We start from the raw sequence: 19,408 nt of genomic DNA on the forward strand, positions 1-19,408 counted from the left end.
AAACAAATGAGCAGCGCCCACTCCTTATCACCAGGAATGTCATTTTTCACCCGCAATAAGCGCCGTATGCACAAATACGGCATTATCATCGCCTTTTTCGCGCTGTGCCTGATCGTGGCGCTGATTGGCGAATATCAGGTCGCCCAGGGAGCCTGGAGCAGCAATTATTTTCTCAGCAATGAAAACACCCTGATCGTACTGCGCCAGGTCTCGATCAACGGCATTCTGGCGATAGGCATGACCTTCGTCATCATCACGGCAGGCGTCGATCTCTCCGTCGGCTCGGTGCTGGCGTTAAGCGGCATCGTCGCCGCCCGCTTCGCCACCAACAATAGCGGATTGGCTATCGGTGATACCGCGACCGCCGTTATGGCGCCGCTGATCGTGGCGCTGGGGATCGGCATCGTCTGCGGCCTGGTGAACGGCACCGTGTTGGCTCGCTACCGGTTGCAGCCGTTTATCGTCACCATGGGCATGCTCTCCGCGGCGCGCGGGTTAACCATGTTGACCACCAACGGCAATCCAGTATCGCAATTGAACAGCGATTTCCGCTGGTTAGGCAATGGCTATGTCGGCGGCGTTCCGGTGCCCGTCATCATCTTCATCGTGCTGTTCGCCCTCGCCTGGCTCGTGCTGAATAAAACCCTCTTCGGGCGCTACATCTACGCCGTCGGCGGCAACCCGAAAAGCGCGCGCACCTCGGGGATTAACGTCACGCGCATCAAAATACTGGTGTATACGCTGTGCGGCGCGCTGGCCGGCATCGCCGGCCTGATCCTCACCGCGCGCACCGGTTCGGCGCAAACCAACGCCGGCGCTGGGTATGAGCTGGACGCCATCGCGGCGGTGGTGATCGGCGGCACCAGCATGGCCGGCGGCGTCGGTACGCTGGTCGGCACCTTCTTCGGCGTGCTGATTATCGGGGTGATGAATAACGGCCTCGATCTGCTCGGCGTGCAATCGTACTACCAACAAATTATCAAAGGCGCATTGATCGTTCTTGCCGTCTTGCTCGACCCATCGCGTAAGCAACAGCGCGATTAATAACATCAGACCCAACTCTACCAGGAGAAAACCATGAATAAGACCAAGATAGCGTTGTTTGCCTCTGCCATGCTGTTCGGCAGCCTGTCGGCGGCTCAGGCCGCCCCGGTTAAAATCGCGGTATTGATGTACGGCAACAAAGCCGAGTTCGTGCAATTGATGGAAAGGTTCGGCAAGGAACACCCGGCGGTGAAAAGCGGCGAAGCCGTACTGACTTTCTACGATGGGCGTTATGATGCATCGGTGCAAAACGATCAGGCCGCCACCGCTATCCAGACGCGCGCCGATGCCATTATCGTCAACCCGATGGATTTTGAGGCCAATATCGATATCGTCACTAATGCCAACGAAGCCAAAATCCCGGTGGTGGTCACCAACGCGCGCCTGAACACGGACGCGATGACGTCTGAAGTGGTGTCTAATGACGAGTTGGGGGGATACCTGGAAGCCAAAGCCGTACTGGACAAACTCGACTGCAAGAACCAGAAGGTGAACGTAGTGATTATCGAAGGCCCGAAAGGCGGCAGCGGCGAGATCCAGCGCGGCAAGGGCAATGATAAAGCGATTGCCGAGTGCGGCGCCGGCCAGGTGACCGTGCTTGAACGTAAAACGGCCAACTGGTCACGCGCTGAAGCGCAGCCGCTGATGGAAAACTGGCTGCAGAAACACAGGGGCAAAATCAACGGCGTGATTGGCCAGAACGACGAGATGGCGCTGGGCGCCATCGAAGCGATTAAAGGGGCCGGCCTGAACGTGAAAGACTTTGCCATTGCGGGCGTCGACGGCGTTTCCGACGCGATTCATGCGGTGCAGGCTGGTGAAATGGTCTCTATCCTGCAAGATGCCAAAGGCCAGATGCAGGGTTCCATCGACGTCGCGCTGCGCGCCGTGAAAGGGGAAAGTTATCAACCACAGTCGGATATCTGGAAACAGTACGCCAAAGATCTGAAATGGGAGGGCGGCACGCAGAAGCATTATTATATTCCGTGGACCGTCGTCACCGCAGAGAATGCCCAGCAACTGTTGGACGCGCGCAAGTAATGTCCGGCGCCCCCTGCACTCAGGGGGCCTTTGTTCCGAAGCTTGCCGCAGGCAAAAAAAAGCCAGCACGGAGGGGCTGGCTAAAAAGTTCTTCGAGGGAATATCTTGTGCGATAAACATACGCCTTTCGCCGCACGCTTTACTAGCTATCAGTGCGATAGGCGCTGCCCGTTAAAATCAACGCCTGCATATCGGCGAACATCGTTTCCCATTCCGCCTGGCCGATATCCATCAAACCGAAATAACGCAGCATAAAGGCGCCTTCGGTGGCCAGAAACGCCAGCCGCGCGCGCTTACCCTCTTCGGTAGTCAAATCCAGCCCGGCGATGCGGCTGCGGTACCATTCACGCGTGCTCGCCAGATGCTCCGGCGTTTGAATCAGCGTCGCCATTAACCCGGCGGCCTTGGCGCTGGCGGTCTGATCCGAACTTTGGGTAGCCAACATATGCGCCCGCACACCGGTCTGCGGCGAAGGATCGTCGCCGGCGATCTCCGCGAACAGCGTTTCATAGGCGCTGCCCCAGCGATCGAACATCGCGTCGATCAGGGCGTCTTTGCTGCCGAAGCAATACTGCACCCCGCCCTTGGAGATCCCCATCGCTTTGGCGACGGCGTCGATGGTTAAACCGGCGGCGCCCTGGGTGGCGACGATCTCTTCGGCGGTGTCCAAAACCTTGTCGCGATCGATGCTGCGTTGACGTCCCATTAAGAAACCCTTCTTTTCAATACGAACGTATGGATATATATTATCACCAGTATACCACCCGGCATCGCCGGAGGGTTACCGCAATGGCGGCGCCTTCGCGCCGCCCACGTAAACTGGATTATGACTTATGTACGCCAAGAACCGCTGGTTGATCCTGACGATGGTCGCCAGCGCCCTTTTCCTGATTGTTATCGACATGACGGTGCTCTATACCGCTCTGCCACGTTTAACCCAGGCGCTGGACGCCAGCGCCTCGCAAAAACTCTGGATCGTCAACGCCTACCCGCTGGTGGTCGCCGGGCTGCTGCCCGGCGCCGGCATGCTGAGCGATCGCGTCGGCCATAAGCGGCTGTTCCTCGCCGGGCTGCCGGTGTTTGCCGTCGCTTCGCTGTGCGCCGCCTTTTCGCCAACCGCCGAATGGCTGATCGCCGCACGGGTGTTCCTCGCCGTTGGCGCGGCAATGATGATGCCCGCCACGTTGTCCATCGTGCGCCACGTCTTTACCGACGAACGCGAACGCGCGCTGGCGATCGGCATCTGGGCTTCAGTGGCCTCGGGCGGCGCGGCCATCGGCCCGGTGGTCGGCGGCCTGCTGCTGGAGTATTTCTGGTGGGGATCGGTGTTCCTGATCAACGTACCGGTGGTGTTGCTGGTCTGGCCGCTGGCGTGGAAACTGATCCCCCGCTGCGGCGGCGATAACCCGCGCCCCGCCGATATCGTCGGCTCGGTGCAAATCATGATCGGTCTGGTCGGCGCTATCTATGCGCTGAAGGAACTGAGTAAGCCGGCGCCTGACGTCAGCGCGTTGCTCGCAGCGGCCCTGATCGGCATCCTGTTCCTGGCGCTGTTCGTGCGTCGCCAGCAGCGCAGCGCCCACCCGATGATCGATTTCTCCCTGTTCCGCAACCGGCTGTTCGCCGGCGGCATCGGCGTGGCGCTGCTGTCGATGGTGGCCCTGATCGGCGTCGAGCTGGTGCTCAGCCAACGCCTGCAGCTGGTGCTCGGCCTCAGTCCGCTGCAGGCGGCGCTGTTCATCTTGCCGATCCCGCTGGCCTCGGCGCTGGCGGGGCCGATGGCCGGTTTACTGTTGCCGCGCTATGGCGAACGCAGCATCATCCTCGGCGGTTTCGCCCTGACCGCCTTCGGCATCGCCGGCCTCGCCCTGTTGTATCAAAGCAGCATAGCGCTGCAGCTGGTGAGCCTGGCGTTGGTGGGCTTTGGTCTCGGCGGCGTGATCACCGCCGCGTCCACCGCCATCATGCTGAACGCGCCGGAGGAGAAATCCGGTATGGCGGCCTCTATCGAAGACGTCTCCTACGAGCTGGGCGGCGTACTGGGCGTGACGTTGCTCGGCGGGCTGATGACGGCGGTCTACAGCCATAGTCTGGCGCTGCCGGCGGAGCTGCCGGTCAGCGAGTTGGCCTACGACAGCATCGACGAGGCGTTGCGCCTGGCGGCCGGGATGGCGGCCGATCGCGCGCAGCAGCTGACGCAGTTGGCGCGTTTGGCCTTCGATCGCGCGTTTATCATGGTACTGATCGCCGCCGCGCTGTTAATGGCGCTGGGCGCCGGCGTGGTAAAACTGGCGCTGCGCAAGTAACCGATAAAAGCGGCTTTTTTCGCCTGCGGATCCTGCGTAAACTGATTCGGCAATTTGCTCGACGGATTTATCGTCATCGGTTTGAGCGATGGCAATGATGCCTGTTATCGTGTTTAACCCTGCGATAAATCCGGTTACTGTAACAGCTATGGAAATTGATTCTGTCTACCCTTGGAACGAATAATCAGGAGAAGATTATTATGGCAACGGCGAAGAAAGCAGCGAAAACCCATATCGGCCTCGACAGTAAACAATCGGCAAAACTCGCCGAAGCGCTAAATGCGCTGTTGGCGAATTATCAGGTGCTGTATATGAACGTGCGCGGCTATCACTGGAATATTACCGGCCCGCAATTCTTTGAGCTGCACGCGAAATTCGAAGAAACTTACAACGATCTGCTGACCAAGGTGGATGAGCTGGCGGAACGCATTCTGACGCTGGGCTCGCAGCCGCGCCACGCTTACAGCGACTATCTGAAAACCGCCGATATCAAGGAACACACCAATGTGACCGATGATAAGGGCACGCTGCGCGGCCTGTTGGAAGGGTATTCAATCTTGCTGCAACAGCAGCGAGAACTGCTGACGGTCGCGGCGGACGCCGGCGACGAAGGCACCGCGTCGCTGATGAGCGATTACATCAAAGAGCAGGAAAAACAGGTCTGGATGCTCAACGCCTACCTCGGCAAATAAACCCAGGCGCCATAACAAAACAGTCCCTCACGGGACTGTTTTCGTTTTACCACTCGCAGGATACCGCAAACAGCAGCGCGCGCCGATGCTGATCGTCCAGGCGACGGCGCACCCGGATAATATGGCGATTGCTGCAAGACTGGCGCTCCAGCCAACGATGCCGACGGCGTTGGCTCTGCCGCAACATTCGCCAACGGCCCACTTCATTTCTACTGCGTCTCATAATTCCGTCACTCGTTCGTCTAATGCCAACCGCGGGCATTATAGCCCTTTCAGCCCGCGATCCAAGTCGCCGTTATCGGCAACATCGCAGGCGCCGCGCCGCTAAAAGCCGCCCTTTCGATTTCGGCAAGTGCCTTAACTTCATCATATTTATGTAACATAAGCGCCGATAAAAGGTTTCGCCTTGACCGATCTGTGCGTACACTCATCATTGGTGGTTTGCGAACGGGATTTTTCGCCTTTATGACAACATTTTATACCGTAATCAGTTGGCTCATGGTGTTCGGCTACTGGCTGCTGATCGCCGGCGTGACGATGCGCATTTTGATGAAACGCCGTGCGGTTCCCTCTGCCATGGCCTGGTTGCTGGTTATCTATATTCTGCCGCTGTTCGGCATCGTCGCCTATTTATCGTTCGGCGAGCTGCATCTGGGCAAGCGCCGGGCCGAGCGCGCCAAGGCCATGTGGCCGTCGACCGCGCGCTGGCTGAAAGAGCTGAAAGAGAGTCGCCGCATCTTCGCCACCGAATACAGTAAAGTCGCCGAACCGCTGTTCCAGCTGTGCAACCGCCGCCAGGGTATCGACGGCGTCAAGGGCAACCAGCTGCAGTTGCTCACCACCACCGACGACACGCTGAAAGCGCTGATCCGCGACATCGAGCTGGCGCGCCACAACATCGAAATGGTGTTCTATATCTGGCAGCCCGGCGGCCTGGTCGATCAGGTGGCCGAATCGCTGATGGCCGCCGCGCGGCGCGGCGTACACTGCCGTCTGATGCTGGACTCCGCCGGCAGCCTGCAATTTTTCCGCAGCCCCTACCCGGCGATGATGCGCAACGCCGGCATCGAAGTGGTCGAAGCGCTGAAGGTCAACCTGCTGCGCGTATTCCTGCGCCGCATGGATCTGCGTCAGCACCGCAAGGTGGTGCTGATCGACAACTACATCGCCTATACCGGCAGCATGAACATGGTCGATCCACGCTATTTCAAACAGGATGCGGGCGTCGGTCAATGGATCGATCTGATGGCGCGCATGGAAGGCCCGGTGGCCACCACCATGGGCATCGTCTATGCCTGCGACTGGGAAATTGAAACCGGCAAGCGCATTCTGCCGCCGCCGCCGGACGTCAACATCATGCCGTTCGAGCAGGAAAGCGGCCACACCATTCAGGTGATCGCCTCCGGCCCCGGCTTCCCCGAGGAAATGATCCACCAGGCGCTGCTGACCGCGGTTTATTCCGCGCGCGAACAGCTGATCATGACCACGCCGTACTTCGTGCCGAGCGACGATCTGCTGCACGCCATCTGCACCGCCGCTTTGCGCGGCGTCGAGGTCAGCATCATCGTGCCGCGCGACAACGATTCGATGATGGTGCGCTGGGCCAGCCGGGCGTTCTTCTCCGAGCTGCTGGAAGCCGGCGTGAAAATCTATCAGTTCGAAGGCGGCCTGCTGCATACCAAGAGCGTGCTGGTCGACGGCCAGCTCAGCCTGGTCGGCACCGTCAATCTGGATATGCGCAGCCTGTGGCTGAATTTCGAAATCACCCTGGTGATCGACGACGACGGCTTCGGCAGCGATCTGGCCTGCGTGCAGGAAGATTACATCGCTCGCTCCAAGCTGCTGAACGCCAAAGAGTGGCTGAAGCGGCCGTTCTGGCACCGCCTGGTCGAGCGCCTGTTCTACTTTTTCAGCCCGTTGCTGTAAAAGCCGCGGCGAGCGTGCTTTAATAGCGCCAAATCATTTGTTATCAGGATTTTTTTATGGATTTGAATAACCGCCTTACCGAAGACGAAACGCTGGAACAGGCCTACGACATCTTCCTCGAATTGGCCGGCGACAATCTGGATCCGGCGGATATTCTGCTGTTCAATCTGCAGTTTGAAGAGCGCGGCGGCGCAGAACTGTACGACCCCTCCGAAGACTGGAGCGAGCACGTGGATTACGACCTGAACCCGGACTTCTTCGCCGAAGTGGTGATCGGTCTGGCGGACAGCGACGGCGAGCCGATCAACGACGTGTTCGCCCGCGTGCTGATCTGCCGCGAGAAAGACCACAAGCTGTGCCACATTCTGTGGAAAGAGTGATTCACCGCTAACGTTTCGGATAAAAAAGCCCCGCTGAATAAGCGGGGCTTTTTGTTGCCGGCTAGCGGCGCATTACAGCGGATCGACCTTCAGGCACGAAACCGCATGGCGGAAACTGCCCTCCAGCAGCGGGCGCGTCTTGGCGCACTCCGGCCCGGCGATCGGGCAGCGGGTGCGGAACACGCAGCCGGACGGCGGGTTGATCGGCGAAGGCAGCTCCCCTTCCAACAGCTGGATCTGCTTTTCCTTCTCCTTGTCCGGATCCGGGATCGGCACCGCCGACATCAGCGCCTTGGTGTAAGGGTGCTGCGGATTGTGGTACACCTCGTCATAGGTGCCCAGCTCCACCGCATGGCCCAGATACATCACCAGCACGCGATCGGAAATGTGCTTCACCACCGCCAAATCGTGGGCGATAAAGATCAATGACAGCCCCATTTCGCGCTGCAGCTGCTGCAGCAGGTTCACCACCTGCGCCTGAATCGACACGTCCAACGCGGAGACCGGCTCGTCGCAGATCACCAGCTTCGGTTCGAGGATCAGCGCGCGCGCGATGCCGATACGCTGGCACTGGCCGCCGGAGAACTCGTGCGGATAACGGTTGATCAGATTAGGCAGCAGGCCGACCTTCAGCATCATCGCCTTGACCTTGTCCTTCACTTCCTGACGCGGCATTTTCGGGTAGTAGGTGCGCAGCGGCTCGGCGATGATTTCGCCGATGGTCATGCGCGGGTTGAGCGAAGCCAGCGGATCCTGGAAGATCATCTGGATATCGCTGCGGGTTTTGCGCCAGTCGGCGTCGCTCATGCCCAGCAGATCTTTACCCAGCCAGGCGACGCGCCCGCTGGTGGCCTTCACCAGGCCGATGATGGCGCGCGCGAAGGTGGATTTGCCGCAGCCGGATTCGCCGACCACGCCCAGGGTTTCCCCCTCGAACAGCCGCAGCGTAACGCCGTCGACCGCCTTCAGGGTTTTCGGCGGCTGCCAGAACCACTGCTTGTCGTCATGAATGTCGAAGTGCACTTTCAGATCGGCCACTTCGAGCAGCACTTTCTTGTCGGTTACCGCTGTCATACCAACGCCTCCACCGGTTTAAAGCAGGCGCGCAGGCGCCCTTCCCCAAATTGCTCCAACGGCGGAGCGCTCGCGCACTGTTCCATGGCGTACGGGCAGCGCGGCTGGAACGGGCAGCCTTTCGGCAACCGCAGCAGGTTCGGCGGGTTGCCGGGAATAGTCAGCAACGCCTCGCCTTCGGCATCGAGACGCGGCACCGCGTTCAACAGACCGATGGAATACGGGTGGCTCGGCTGGTAGAACACCTCGCGCGCGCTGCCGTATTCCATGGTACGCCCGGCGTACATCACCAGCACCTTGTTGCAGATGCCGGCCACCACGCCCAGATCGTGGGTGATCATGATGATGGCGGTGTTGAACTCGCGCTTCAGCTCGTTGAGCAACGTCATGATCTGCGCCTGGACGGTCACGTCCAGCGCGGTGGTCGGTTCATCGGCGATCAGCAGCTTCGGCCGGCACAGCAGCGCCATGGCAATCATCACGCGCTGGCGCATGCCGCCGGAAAACTCGTGCGGGTACATGCGCATGCGCTTGCGCGCCTCCGGCATTTTCACCGCGTCGAGCATGCGTACCGACTCTTCGAAGGCTTCGCTTTTACTCATTTTCTTATGCAGCATCAGCACTTCCATCAGCTGTTCGCCAACGCGCATATAAGGGTTCAGCGAGGTCATCGGGTCCTGGAAGATCATCGAGATTTCCTCGGCCCGCAGTTTGTTGAGCTGATTTTCCGGCAGGTTGAGGATTTCACGGCCGTTGAATTTGGCCGAGCCGCCGATGCGGCCATTGCTGGCCAGCAGCCCCATCAGGGCGAACGCGGTCTGCGATTTGCCGGAGCCGGATTCACCGACGATGCCCAGCGTTTCACCGGCGCGCAGATCGAAGTTCAGATCGTTCACCGCCGTCACGTCGCCATCCGGGGTGGAAAACGTGACGCGCAGGTCTTTCACGTCCAGCAGCGGCGACGCTTTGACGCCGGGGGCGGTTTGCAGTTGAGGATGTTCAATGGTGCTCATGGTTGCACTCCTTAACGATCTTTCGGGTCGAGGGCGTCACGCAGGCCATCGCCGATAAAGTTGAAACAGAACAGAGTGACGACCAGGAAACCCGCCGGGAACAGCAGCAACCACGGTGAAACTTCCATTGAGTTGGCGCCGTCGCTGAGCAATGCGCCCCAGCTGCTGAGCGGCTCCTGCGTGCCCAGCCCCAGGAAGCTGAGGAAGGATTCGAACAGGATCATGCTCGGCACCAGCAGCGAGGCATACACCACCACCACGCCGAGCACGTTAGGCACGATATGCCGCAGCACGATGTTGCGCGTGGAGACGCCGCACACCAGCGCCGCTTCGATGAACTCCTTGCGCTTCAGGCCAAGGGTTTGCCCGCGCACGATACGCGCCATATCCAGCCACGACACCATGCCGATCGCCACGAAGATCAGCAGGATATTCTGACCAAAGAAGGTCACCAGCAGGATAACGAAGAACATGAACGGGAAGGAGTTGAGGATCTCCAGCAGGCGCATCATCACCGAGTCGACCTTACCGCCCAGATAGCCGGACATCGCGCCGTACAGGGTACCCACCACTACCGCCACCAGCGCGGCGGCCACGCCGACCATCAGCGAGATGCGCCCGCCGATCGCCACGCGCACCAGCAGATCACGCCCGGAGGAGTCGGTGCCGAAGTAGTGCCCCGATTCCATGCTCGGCGCGGCGGACATCATCGCCCAATCCGTATCGTCGTAGGCAAATTGCGACAGCATCGGCGCCAGCACCACAAACAGCGTGATCAGCGCCAGTATGAACAGGCTGCTGACCGCCGCGCGGTTGTGCATAAAACGCCGACGCGCGTCTTGCCACAGGCTGCGCCCTTCCACTTCCAGCTTCTCGCTGAAGTGTTCCAGAGCTTCGCTGTTCTTTTTAGTCAACATCATTCGCGTGCTCCAGATTAATAACGGATTTTCGGATCGATGACCGCATACAGCACATCGACGATCGCGTTGAACAGAATGGTCAGAGCGCCCACCAGAATGGTCAGGCTCAACACCAGGGAGTAGTCGCGGTTCAGCGCGCCGTTAACGAACAGCTGGCCGATCCCCGGCAGACCGTAGATGGTTTCGATCACCATCGAGCCGGTGATGATCCCGACGAACGCCGGGCCCATGTAGGACAGTACCGGCAGCAGCGCCGGCTTCAGCGCGTGGCGGAAAATGATGCGGCGCAGCGGCAAACCTTTGGCGCGCGCGGTGCGAATGAAGTTGGAGTGCAGCACTTCAATCATCGAGCCGCGCGTGATACGGGCGATGCTGGCGATATAGGCCAGCGACAGCGCCACCATCGGCAAGATGATGAACTTAGGCGCGCCGCCGTTCCAGCCGCCGCCCGGCAGCCATTTCAGCGTAATCGCGAAGATCAGCACCAAGAGCGGCGCCACCACGAAACTGGGTATCACCACCCCGGTCATGGCGAACCCCATCACCGTATAGTCCCATTTGGTGTTTTGATTCAACGCCGCGATCACGCCGGCGCTAACGCCCAGCACCACCGCCAACAGAAACGCGGCCAGACCGAGCTTGGCAGACACCGGGAAAGAACTGGCCACCAAATCGTTGACCGAATAGTCCTTGTATTTAAAGGACGGGCCGAAGTCTCCCTGCGCAAGCTGCGCCAGATAATGACCGTACTGTTTCCAGATCGGGTCGTTCAAATGGTATTTGGCTTCGATATTCGCCATGACTTCCGGCGGCAATGCGCGTTCCCCGGTAAATGGACTGCCGGGCGCGAGGCGCATCATGAAGAATGAGATGGTAATAAGGATAAATAGTGTCGGGATCGCTTCCAACAAGCGACGAAGTATAAATTTCAGCATTGCCCTAACCCTGTGCGACAGCCTGATGACGGCTTATTATTCTCAACATGGGCCGGCGGCCTGCGCCGCCGGCTCTTACCGTATCAATGCTTGATGATGTACAGGTTTTTGTCGTACACGTTATCAAGCGGGTCTTTGCCGGTGTAGCCACCGACGTAAGGTTTCACCAAACGGGCGTTCACATAGTAATACAGCGGAACGATGGCGGAATCTTTATCCAGCTGCACTTCCGCTTTCTGATACAGGTCGGCGCGTTCGTCTTTGGTCTTCGCGGTCAACACGTTGGCCATCAGCTTGTCGAACTCGGCGCTCTTGTAGTGCGGGGTGTTACTGCTGCTGTCGGACAGCATCATGTTCAGGAACGAACTCGGTTCGTTGTAGTCGGCGCACCAGCCGGCGCGCGATACGTCATAGGTGCCCTGATGGCGGGTATCCAGGAAGGTTTTCCACTCCTGGTTCACCAGCTTCACGTCCACGCCCAGGTTTTTCTTCCAGATGGAGGCGGCGGCGATCGCCAGCTTCTTGTGCAAGTCGGAGGTGTTGTACAGCAGGGAGAAGGTCAGCGGTTTACCCGGGCCGTAGCCGGCGTCCGCCAGCAGTTTCTTCGCCACTTCGTTGCGTTTTTCCTGCGTCCAGCCGAACCACTCCGGCGGGGTCAGCTTGGCGCCGTCGGTGTATGGCGGCGTAAAGCTGTAGGCCGGCAGATCGCCCTGGTTTTTCACCTTGTTGACGATGATGTCGCGGTCCATGCCCAGCTTCAGCGCTTCACGCACGCGCGCATCGGTGAACGGCGCCTTCTGGTTGTTGATTTCGTAATAGTAGGTGCACAGATAAGGATCGACGTGCACCTCTTTCGGGATCTCTCTCTTCAACTTCTGGAACAGTTCGATCGGCATGTTGTTGTAGGTCATGTCGATTTCACCGGTGCGGTAGCGGTTAACGTCGGTCACTTCCGACGAAATAGGCAGGAACGTCACTTTATTGATGATGGTTTTGGCGTTATCCCAGTATTCCGGGTTACGTTCCAGTACGATGCGTTCGTTGACAACCCAGTCTTTCAGTTTGTAGGCGCCGTTGCTGACGTAGTTGGCCGGCAGCGTCCACTTCTCGCCAAACTTCTCTACCGCGTCCTTATAAACCGGTTTCATGGCGTAGTGTGGGGTCATTTCAACCAGATAAGGCACCGGCTCGCTCAGGGTCACCTGGAAGGTGTGGTCGTCGATGGCCTTCACGCCCAGCGTCGACTTGTCTTTTTTACCGGCGATGATGTCATCGACATTTTCTACGTGGGCGTACTGCAGGTAGCTGGCGTAAGGCGACGCGGTTTTCGGATCCACCACGCGCTGCCAGCTGTAAACGAAATCTTGCGCCGTCACCGGCTTGCCGTTGGACCATTTGGCGTCTTTACGCAGGTGGAAGGTCCAGACTTTGAAATCCTTGTTATCCCAGCTTTCCGCGACGCCCGGCACGATGGAACCGTCCGGGCTGTTGTTCGCCAGGCCTTCCATCAGATCGCGGGTCACGTTGTTTTCCGGCACGCCCTCGATTTTATGCGGGTCAAGCGACTGCACTTCGGAACCGTTGTTTTTGACGATTTCTTGCTTGTCGGCCAGTTGCACGCCTGCAGGAACGTCGGCCGCGAAGGCGGAGGTGGTTGCTGTGATGCCGAGCGCGGCGATGACGCCGGCGGCAATGAGGGTTTTCTTCGTGATGTTGGTCATACTTATCGACTCCAGTTTTTTATTATCACAGGCTCTTCGTGGAACCTGCGTTGCCCGTAAGCGGACTCTGTTTTCCCGCCGCTGCGGAACGAATGCGGCGGCGGGCCTTCCCCATATTCCCCTGCGGTTCAGCGTGAGGAATACCCCTTTTACTGCTTGATGATGTACAGATTTTTAACGTCGGTATAGTCCAGCGGATCTTTGCCGGTGAACCCGCCTACCGTCGGTTTGATCAAACGCGCACTGACGCGGTAATACACCGGAATCAATGCGGAGTCTTTGTCCAACTGCGTTTCCGCCTGTTGGTAGAGCGCGGCGCGCGCGGCTTCATCCGGCGCCTTCAGCGTGGCGGCCATGATGGCGTCGAACGCCGGGCTCTTGTAAAACACGGTGTTGATGCTGCTGTTGGACAGCACCAGGTTCAGGAAGGCGCTCGGCTCGTTGTAATCCCCGCACCAGGTGGCGCGCGCCACGTCGTACTGCCCCTGATGGCGGCTTTCCAGCGAAGTCTTCCACTCCTGGTTGCGCAGCTTGACGTCGGCGCCGAGGTTCTTCTTCCACATCGATGCGGCGGCGATCGCCTGCTGTTTGTTTTGATCGGAGGTGTTGTACAGCAGCGAGAACTTCAGCGGCTTGGCGGCGCTGTAACCCGCTTCCGCCAGCAGTTTTTTGGCTTCGGCGTTGCGCTGTTCCTGGCTCCAGCCGGCCCACGCGGGCTGCGTGAAGTTGGCGCCTTCGGTGAAGGTCGGCGTGAAGCTGTAGGCCGGGATCTGCCCCTGGCCCATGATTTTGTTGGCGATAATGTCGCGATCCAGCGTCATCTTCACCGCCGCACGCACCCGCGGATCGGTGAACGGCGCCCGCTGGTTATTGAGTTCGTAATAGAAAGTGCACAGATAAGGGTTAACGTGCAGTTGATCGGGCACCTCGCGCTTCATTTTGACGTACAGGTACGGCGGAATGGCGCTGTTGGTGATATCGATCTCGCCGCTGCGGAAGCGATTGACGTCGCTGACTTCAGAAGCGATCGGCAGGAAGGTCGCCTGGTTGATCACCGTCTGCTTGTTATTCCAGTAGCTCGGGCTGCGCTCCAGCACAATGCGCTCGTTCACCACCCATTCTTTCAGGCGGTAAGCGCCGTTGCCGACATAGTTAGCGGGCAGCGTCCATTTATCGCCGAATTTCTCCACCACCGCGCGTTTGACCGGTTTGAGCGACGTGTGGCTCAGCATGCTGATGAAATACGGCACCGGTTCGCTCAGGGTCACCTGCAGCGTTTGATCGTCCAACGCCTTGACGCCGAGAGTCTGCGGGCTCTTTTTGCCAGTCAAGATGTCGTCGATATTCTCGACTTTGGTGTACTGCAGGTAACTGGCGTAGGGCGAAGCGATTTTCGGATCGGCCAGGCGCTGCCAACTGTAGACGAAGTCTTGCGCGGTGACCGGGCTGCCGTCGCTCCACACCGCGCCGGGGCGCAGGTGGAAGGTCCACTGCCGATAATCCTGGTTTTCCCAGCTCGCTGCCGCCGCCGGCACTACATGCCCGTTGGCGTCGGTGCTCACCAGCCCTTCCAGCAGGTTAAGAATGATATTGCTCTCGGGTACGCCCTCGACCTTATGCGGATCCAATGAAGCCACTTCGCTGCCGTTGTTGATGACAATATTCTGCTGCTGCGCCAATTGGACGCCGGCCGGAACCTCCGCCGCCAAACTGCTATTTACGGCGATGACGCTCAACGCGCCGCTAATCAACAAGGTCAAAGAAGTGCGCTTCGGGGTTTGCTGCATAATCGAGGCTCCTTTTCACCGACAAGCATCGCTTATCGAAGTTTGTGAAGTGTTTATAAGAATTCTAAATAAACGGATACCAGCAAAAATCATTCCCGTTTTTATGGCGCATTTCAGTTAATTGACCACGGGAAAGTTGCTCGGAAATTAGCAGAAGCCAAATTCCATAGCCAATAAATTTTACAAAAATGTTAAGCAATTCTCTTTTATCGCACCAAGCCCGATCCAGCCCTTGTGATGAAGGGCAAAGGAAAACATGAAAATAACTTTGATTTTAAAGGAGAAAACTCAAAATTAGTTTCATTTGAAACTGTCGGCGCAATACCATTGCCGCACAAAGAAACATTCAGTTAACAAACCAGCCATTCAAAGAACAAACACCTGCCTACAGGCGGTTAATCACTAATAACACCTGGATGAAAGTGAGACAAGCCCCACAGAATGATGTGATTAATTTAACAACAGCTTTACCGTTTAACGAGGAGAAAACGCGCGGAAATGGGGAAAGAAAAGTGTCTTAAATAACGCTTAGCGTTTTTTTTAAGCAGCAACATGAGATTTATGCAACATAAGAGTGCAATGGCATAAATTTTATTCATCTTGTGCACTATAATAATGCGAACCAATAAATAATTTAACTTTTAAAATTAATTTTAGCCGCGCTCAAGGACAGAGGCGCGGCCAAACGAGAGCGATTACAACAGGCCGGGGAATATCGCCTTAATGCCGGTAACGATAAATTCGATCCCGAGCGCCATCAGCAACAGGCCCATGATACGGGTGATCACGTTGATGCCGGTCTGCCCAAGCAAACGCACCAACAGCGGCGCGGCGCGGAACAATAACCAGCAGCAAAAAGCGAATAAGGCGATCGCCACCGTAAAGCCGAGCAGACTTTGCCAATTGTGATAACGGGAACTCCACACGATGGTGGAACTGATCGCCCCCGGCCCCGCCATCAACGGCAGCGCTAACGGCACCACGCCGATGCTTTCGCGGATCGCGCTCTCCGATTTCTCCTGTTTGTTCTGCTTATCTTCACCCAGCTTGCCGCTGATCATCGACATGGCGATGGTCACCACCAAAATACCGCCGGCGATGCGGAACGAATCGATGGAGATGCCGAACATCCGCAATATCCCTTCCCCCAGGAACAGAGATGTCCATAGAATGATGGCAACCGACAGGTTGGCGGTCAGGTTGGTTTTATTGCGCCCCGCTTCCGCCTGGTAACTGGTCATGCTGATAAACACCGGCAAGATGCCCACCGGGTTGACCAGCGCAAACAGACCGACAAAGAACTTGATAAAGCCGGAAAGATCCAACAGAGATTGGCCCACAGATGGCTCCGCGTTAATTGCTGTAAAGGTGTGCTGACTATGCGCGCTAATGTAATGGAATTGCCGCGGGTAATCCATCCGGCCAGAGCAGCATTTTTGACTACCAGCAAGTTAGGCAACAAAACAAATGCCCTTTGTTAAAGTGATGTATGGCCTTTTGATTTTTTATGTTGAAAAAAGAGTCACCGATCACAGTTATTGAGAATCACTCTCAAAAACACCAAGCTGAAAGGTGTCAGCTTGCACTTTTCATGATTTAGATCACAAATCAACTACCCAACAGTGGGTAAGCTCTTAGTCGTAGTCAGGGAGTAGAACAAAGTAGGCCGTTCCGTTCTCCTCACTGCCTGCCCCTCCGGTTGGCGTAGGGTGAAGCTCTTTAAGCAAATCAGCAGCATGCGAAGAAATAACGCGGGAAGACCCCGGTATTCTCATCACCGCTTATCCCCGTTACGACTATACTAGTGGCTCGCACGGCTTATTTACTGAAAGAGTTTAACATTATCAGGAGAGCATTATGGCTGTAACGAATGTCGCTGAACTGAACGAGCTTGTCGCACGTGTCAAAAAAGCCCAGCGCGAATATGCCAACTTCACTCAAGAGCAAGTGGATAAAATCTTCCGCGCTGCCGCCCTCGCCGCTGCTGATGCCCGTATCCCGTTGGCCAAAATGGCCGTGGAAGAATCAGGAATGGGTATCGTCGAAGACAAAGTGATCAAAAACCACTTCGCTTCCGAGTACATCTACAACGCCTATAAAGATGAAAAAACCTGTGGCATCCTGTCTGAAGATGACACTTTCGGTACCATCACCATCGCCGAACCTATCGGTCTGATTTGCGGTATCGTTCCTACCACCAACCCAACTTCTACCGCGATCTTCAAAGCGCTGATCAGCCTGAAAACCCGCAACGGCATCATCTTCTCGCCGCACCCGCGTGCGAAGAATGCCACCAACAAAGCCGCCGACATCGTGCTGCAAGCCGCTATCGCCGCCGGCGCGCCGAAAGACATCATCGGTTGGATCGACCAACCTACCGTCGAGCTGTCCAACCAGCTGATGCACCACCCTGACATCAACCTGATCCTGGCCACCGGTGGCCCGGGCATGGTGAAAGCCGCCTACAGCTCCGGCAAACCGGCAATCGGCGTAGGCGCCGGTAACACGCCGGTCGTGGTGGACGAGACCGCAGACATCAAACGCGTGGTCGCCTCTATCCTGATGTCCAAAACCTTCGACAGCGGCGTTATCTGCGCTTCCGAACAGTCGGTCATCGTCGTTGACGCTATCTATGATGCGGTACGCGAGCGCTTCGCTTCCCACGGCGGCTATCTGCTGCAGGGCAAAGAACTGAAGGCGGTGCAGGACATCATCCTGAAAAACGGCGGCCTGAACGCGGCCATCGTCGGGCAATCCGCGCCGAAAATCGCCGAGATGGCGGGCATTAAAGTGCCGGCCAACACCAAAGTGTTGATCGGCGAAGTGAAGCTGGTCGACGAGTCCGAACCTTTCGCCCATGAAAAACTGTCGCCGACGCTGGCGATGTACCGCGCCAAAGACTTCGAAGACGCCGTCGCCAAAGCCGAAAAATTGGTCGCCATGGGCGGTATCGGGCACACCTCTTGCCTGTATACCGACCAGGATAACCAAACGGCTCGCATCGCCTACTTCGGCGATAAAATGAAAACGGCTCGCATCCTGATCAACACCCCGGCTTCTCAGGGCGGTATCGGCGACCTGTATAACTTCAAACTCGCGCCTTCGCTGACGCTGGGTTGCGGTTCCTGGGGTGGTAACTCCATCTCTGAAAACGTCGGACCTAAGCACCTGATCAACAAGAAAACTGTAGCGAAGCGAGCAGAAAACATGTTGTGGCATAAACTTCCGAAATCGATCTACTTCCGCCGTGGCTCGCTGCCAATCGCGCTGGAAGAAGTGGCGACCGACGGGGCGAAACGCGCCTTCATCGTGACCGACCGTTTCCTGTTCAACAACGGCTATGCTGACCAGATCACCAAGGTTCTCAAGTCACACGGCATCGAAACCGAAGTGTTCTTCGAAGTGGAAGCCGATCCGACGCTGAGCATCGTGCGTAAAGGCGCCGAGCAGATGAACTCCTTCAAACCGGACATCATCATCGCGCTGGGCGGCGGTTCGCCGATGGACGCCGCGAAAATCATGTGGGTGCTGTACGAACATCCTGAAACCCACTTCGAGGATCTGGCGCTGCGCTTCATGGACATCCGCAAGCGTATCTACAAGTTCCCGAAAATGGGCGTCAAAGCGAAGATGATCGCCATCACCACGACGTCAGGCACCGGTTCGGAAGTCACGCCATTCGCCGTCGTGACCGACGACGCCACCGGGCAGAAATACCCGCTGGCCGACTATGCGCTGACCCCGGACATGGCGATTGTCGACGCCAACCTGGTGATGAACATGCCGAAATCCCTGTGCGCCTTCGGCGGCCTGGATGCGGTGACCCACGCGCTGGAAGCCTACGTGTCGGTGCTGGCGAACGAATACTCTGACGGCCAGGCGCTGCAAGCGTTGAAACTGTTGAAAGAGTATCTGCCGGCCAGCTATAAAGAAGGCGCGAAGAACCCGGTTGCCCGTGAACGCGTGCACAACGCCGCCACCATCGCCGGTATCGCTTTCGCCAACGCCTTCCTCGGGGTTTGTCACTCCATGGCGCACAAACTGGGTTCGGAGTTCCACATTCCGCACGGCCTGGCTAACGCGATGCTGATTTCCAACGTCATTCGTTACAACGCGAACGACAACCCGACCAAGCAGACGGCCTTCAGCCAGTACGACCGCCCTCAGGCGCGCCGCCGCTACGCTGAAATCGCCGACCACCTCGGCCTGAGCGCACCGGGCGACCGCACCGCGCAGAAGATTGAGAAGTTGCTGGTCTGGCTGGACGAGCTGAAAACCGAGTTGGGCATCCCAGCTTCCATCCGTGAGGCGGGTGTGCAGGAAGCCGACTTCCTGGCGAAAGTCGACAAGCTGTCGGAAGACGCTTTCGACGACCAATGCACCGGCGCCAACCCACGCTATCCGCTGATTGCCGAACTCAAGCAAATCATGCTGGATACCTTCTATGGCCGCGAGTTCAGCGAAACGGTGGAAGAGGAAGCGGCTGCACCGGTCGCAGCCAAAACCGCAGTAAAGAAGTCCAAGAAATAACGGTTCCGTGAACCGATGAAAAAACCCGCCGAATGGCGG

General features: G+C 57.7%; 16 protein-coding genes. 7 read left to right on the forward strand and 9 right to left on the reverse strand.

Features of this window, described 5'->3' with window-relative positions:
- Window positions 1-6 precede the first annotated feature (6 nt).
- Window positions 7-1,044: an ABC transporter permease gene (locus tag ACUTQY_RS01110; protein WP_033643291.1), complete on the forward strand. Its 1,038-nt coding sequence runs from the start codon at window positions 7-9 to the stop codon at window positions 1,042-1,044.
- Between the two features lie 33 nt (window positions 1,045-1,077).
- Entirely contained in the window at window positions 1,078-2,085 is a 1,008-nt protein-coding gene (locus ACUTQY_RS01115) for a substrate-binding domain-containing protein (RefSeq protein ID WP_033643292.1), read from the forward strand.
- A gap of 142 nt (window positions 2,086-2,227) precedes the next feature.
- Here the strand turns inward: ACUTQY_RS01115 and ACUTQY_RS01120 are convergent, their stop codons facing one another.
- Complete coding sequence (locus ACUTQY_RS01120; RefSeq protein WP_042784698.1) at window positions 2,228-2,791, reverse strand: TetR/AcrR family transcriptional regulator; 564 nt, start codon at window positions 2,789-2,791, stop codon at window positions 2,228-2,230.
- A 127-nt stretch (window positions 2,792-2,918) separates the two neighbouring features.
- Here ACUTQY_RS01120 and smfY point away from each other — a divergent pair, with 127 nt between their 5' ends.
- A complete protein-coding gene (gene smfY / locus ACUTQY_RS01125) occupies window positions 2,919-4,391 on the forward strand; it encodes a multidrug efflux MFS transporter SmfY (protein ID WP_033643294.1) in 1,473 nt (490 codons plus the stop codon).
- Between the two features lie 200 nt (window positions 4,392-4,591).
- Window positions 4,592-5,083: a Dps family protein gene (locus ACUTQY_RS01130; protein ID WP_019452735.1), complete on the forward strand. Its 492-nt coding sequence runs from the start codon at window positions 4,592-4,594 to the stop codon at window positions 5,081-5,083.
- A gap of 46 nt (window positions 5,084-5,129) precedes the next feature.
- Here ACUTQY_RS01130 and ACUTQY_RS01135 read toward each other — a convergent pair whose 3' ends face one another.
- Complete coding sequence (locus ACUTQY_RS01135; RefSeq protein ID WP_025159792.1) at window positions 5,130-5,306, reverse strand: YciY family protein; 177 nt, start codon at window positions 5,304-5,306, stop codon at window positions 5,130-5,132.
- 242 nt (window positions 5,307-5,548) lie between these two features.
- Between ACUTQY_RS01135 and cls the strand changes: the two genes are divergently transcribed.
- Both cls and ACUTQY_RS01145 read left to right on the forward strand, forming a co-directional pair.
- A complete protein-coding gene (gene cls, locus ACUTQY_RS01140; RefSeq protein WP_033643295.1) occupies window positions 5,549-7,009 on the forward strand; it encodes a cardiolipin synthase in 1,461 nt (486 codons plus the stop codon).
- 56 nt (window positions 7,010-7,065) lie between these two features.
- Entirely contained in the window at window positions 7,066-7,389 is a 324-nt protein-coding gene (locus ACUTQY_RS01145; protein WP_004932139.1) for an HI1450 family dsDNA-mimic protein, read from the forward strand.
- Window positions 7,390-7,461: 72 nt separating this feature from the next.
- On the opposite strand, the gene oppF is transcribed toward ACUTQY_RS01145, so the two are convergent.
- From oppF to ACUTQY_RS01180, 7 genes are all read right to left on the reverse strand, one after another.
- Window positions 7,462-8,463, reverse strand: coding sequence for a murein tripeptide/oligopeptide ABC transporter ATP binding protein OppF (oppF, locus tag ACUTQY_RS01150; protein WP_019452737.1), 1,002 nt, complete (start codon window positions 8,461-8,463; stop codon window positions 7,462-7,464).
- The gene (locus tag ACUTQY_RS01155; protein ID WP_042784702.1) at window positions 8,460-9,476 is read right to left on the reverse strand and encodes an ABC transporter ATP-binding protein; all 1,017 of its coding nucleotides are present in this window, start codon (window positions 9,474-9,476) and stop codon (window positions 8,460-8,462) included. The genes oppF and ACUTQY_RS01155 overlap by 4 nt, the downstream gene beginning before the upstream one ends.
- 11 nt (window positions 9,477-9,487) lie before the next feature.
- Window positions 9,488-10,396: an oligopeptide ABC transporter permease OppC gene (oppC, locus tag ACUTQY_RS01160; protein ID WP_046687219.1), complete on the reverse strand. Its 909-nt coding sequence runs from the start codon at window positions 10,394-10,396 to the stop codon at window positions 9,488-9,490.
- A gap of 14 nt (window positions 10,397-10,410) precedes the next feature.
- Window positions 10,411-11,331 (reverse strand): oligopeptide ABC transporter permease OppB, encoded by a 921-nt coding sequence (gene oppB, locus ACUTQY_RS01165; protein ID WP_046687220.1) that lies wholly within the window; start codon window positions 11,329-11,331, stop codon window positions 10,411-10,413.
- A gap of 83 nt (window positions 11,332-11,414) precedes the next feature.
- Entirely contained in the window at window positions 11,415-13,052 is a 1,638-nt protein-coding gene (gene oppA, locus ACUTQY_RS01170) for an oligopeptide ABC transporter substrate-binding protein OppA (RefSeq protein WP_046687221.1), read from the reverse strand.
- A gap of 149 nt (window positions 13,053-13,201) precedes the next feature.
- On the reverse strand, window positions 13,202-14,839 hold the full coding sequence (locus ACUTQY_RS01175; protein ID WP_128868471.1) for an ABC transporter substrate-binding protein: 1,638 nt from the start codon (window positions 14,837-14,839) through the stop codon (window positions 13,202-13,204).
- 695 nt (window positions 14,840-15,534) lie between these two features.
- Window positions 15,535-16,179 (reverse strand): YchE family NAAT transporter, encoded by a 645-nt coding sequence (locus ACUTQY_RS01180; RefSeq protein ID WP_015378089.1) that lies wholly within the window; start codon window positions 16,177-16,179, stop codon window positions 15,535-15,537.
- 517 nt (window positions 16,180-16,696) lie between these two features.
- On the opposite strand from ACUTQY_RS01180, the gene adhE reads away from it, so the two are divergent.
- Window positions 16,697-19,369, forward strand: a complete 2,673-nt coding sequence (gene adhE, locus ACUTQY_RS01185; protein WP_046687223.1) for a bifunctional acetaldehyde-CoA/alcohol dehydrogenase — start codon at window positions 16,697-16,699, stop codon at window positions 19,367-19,369.
- Window positions 19,370-19,408 lie beyond the last annotated feature (39 nt).

Source organism: Serratia sp. TSA_130.1 (assembly GCF_052691795.1).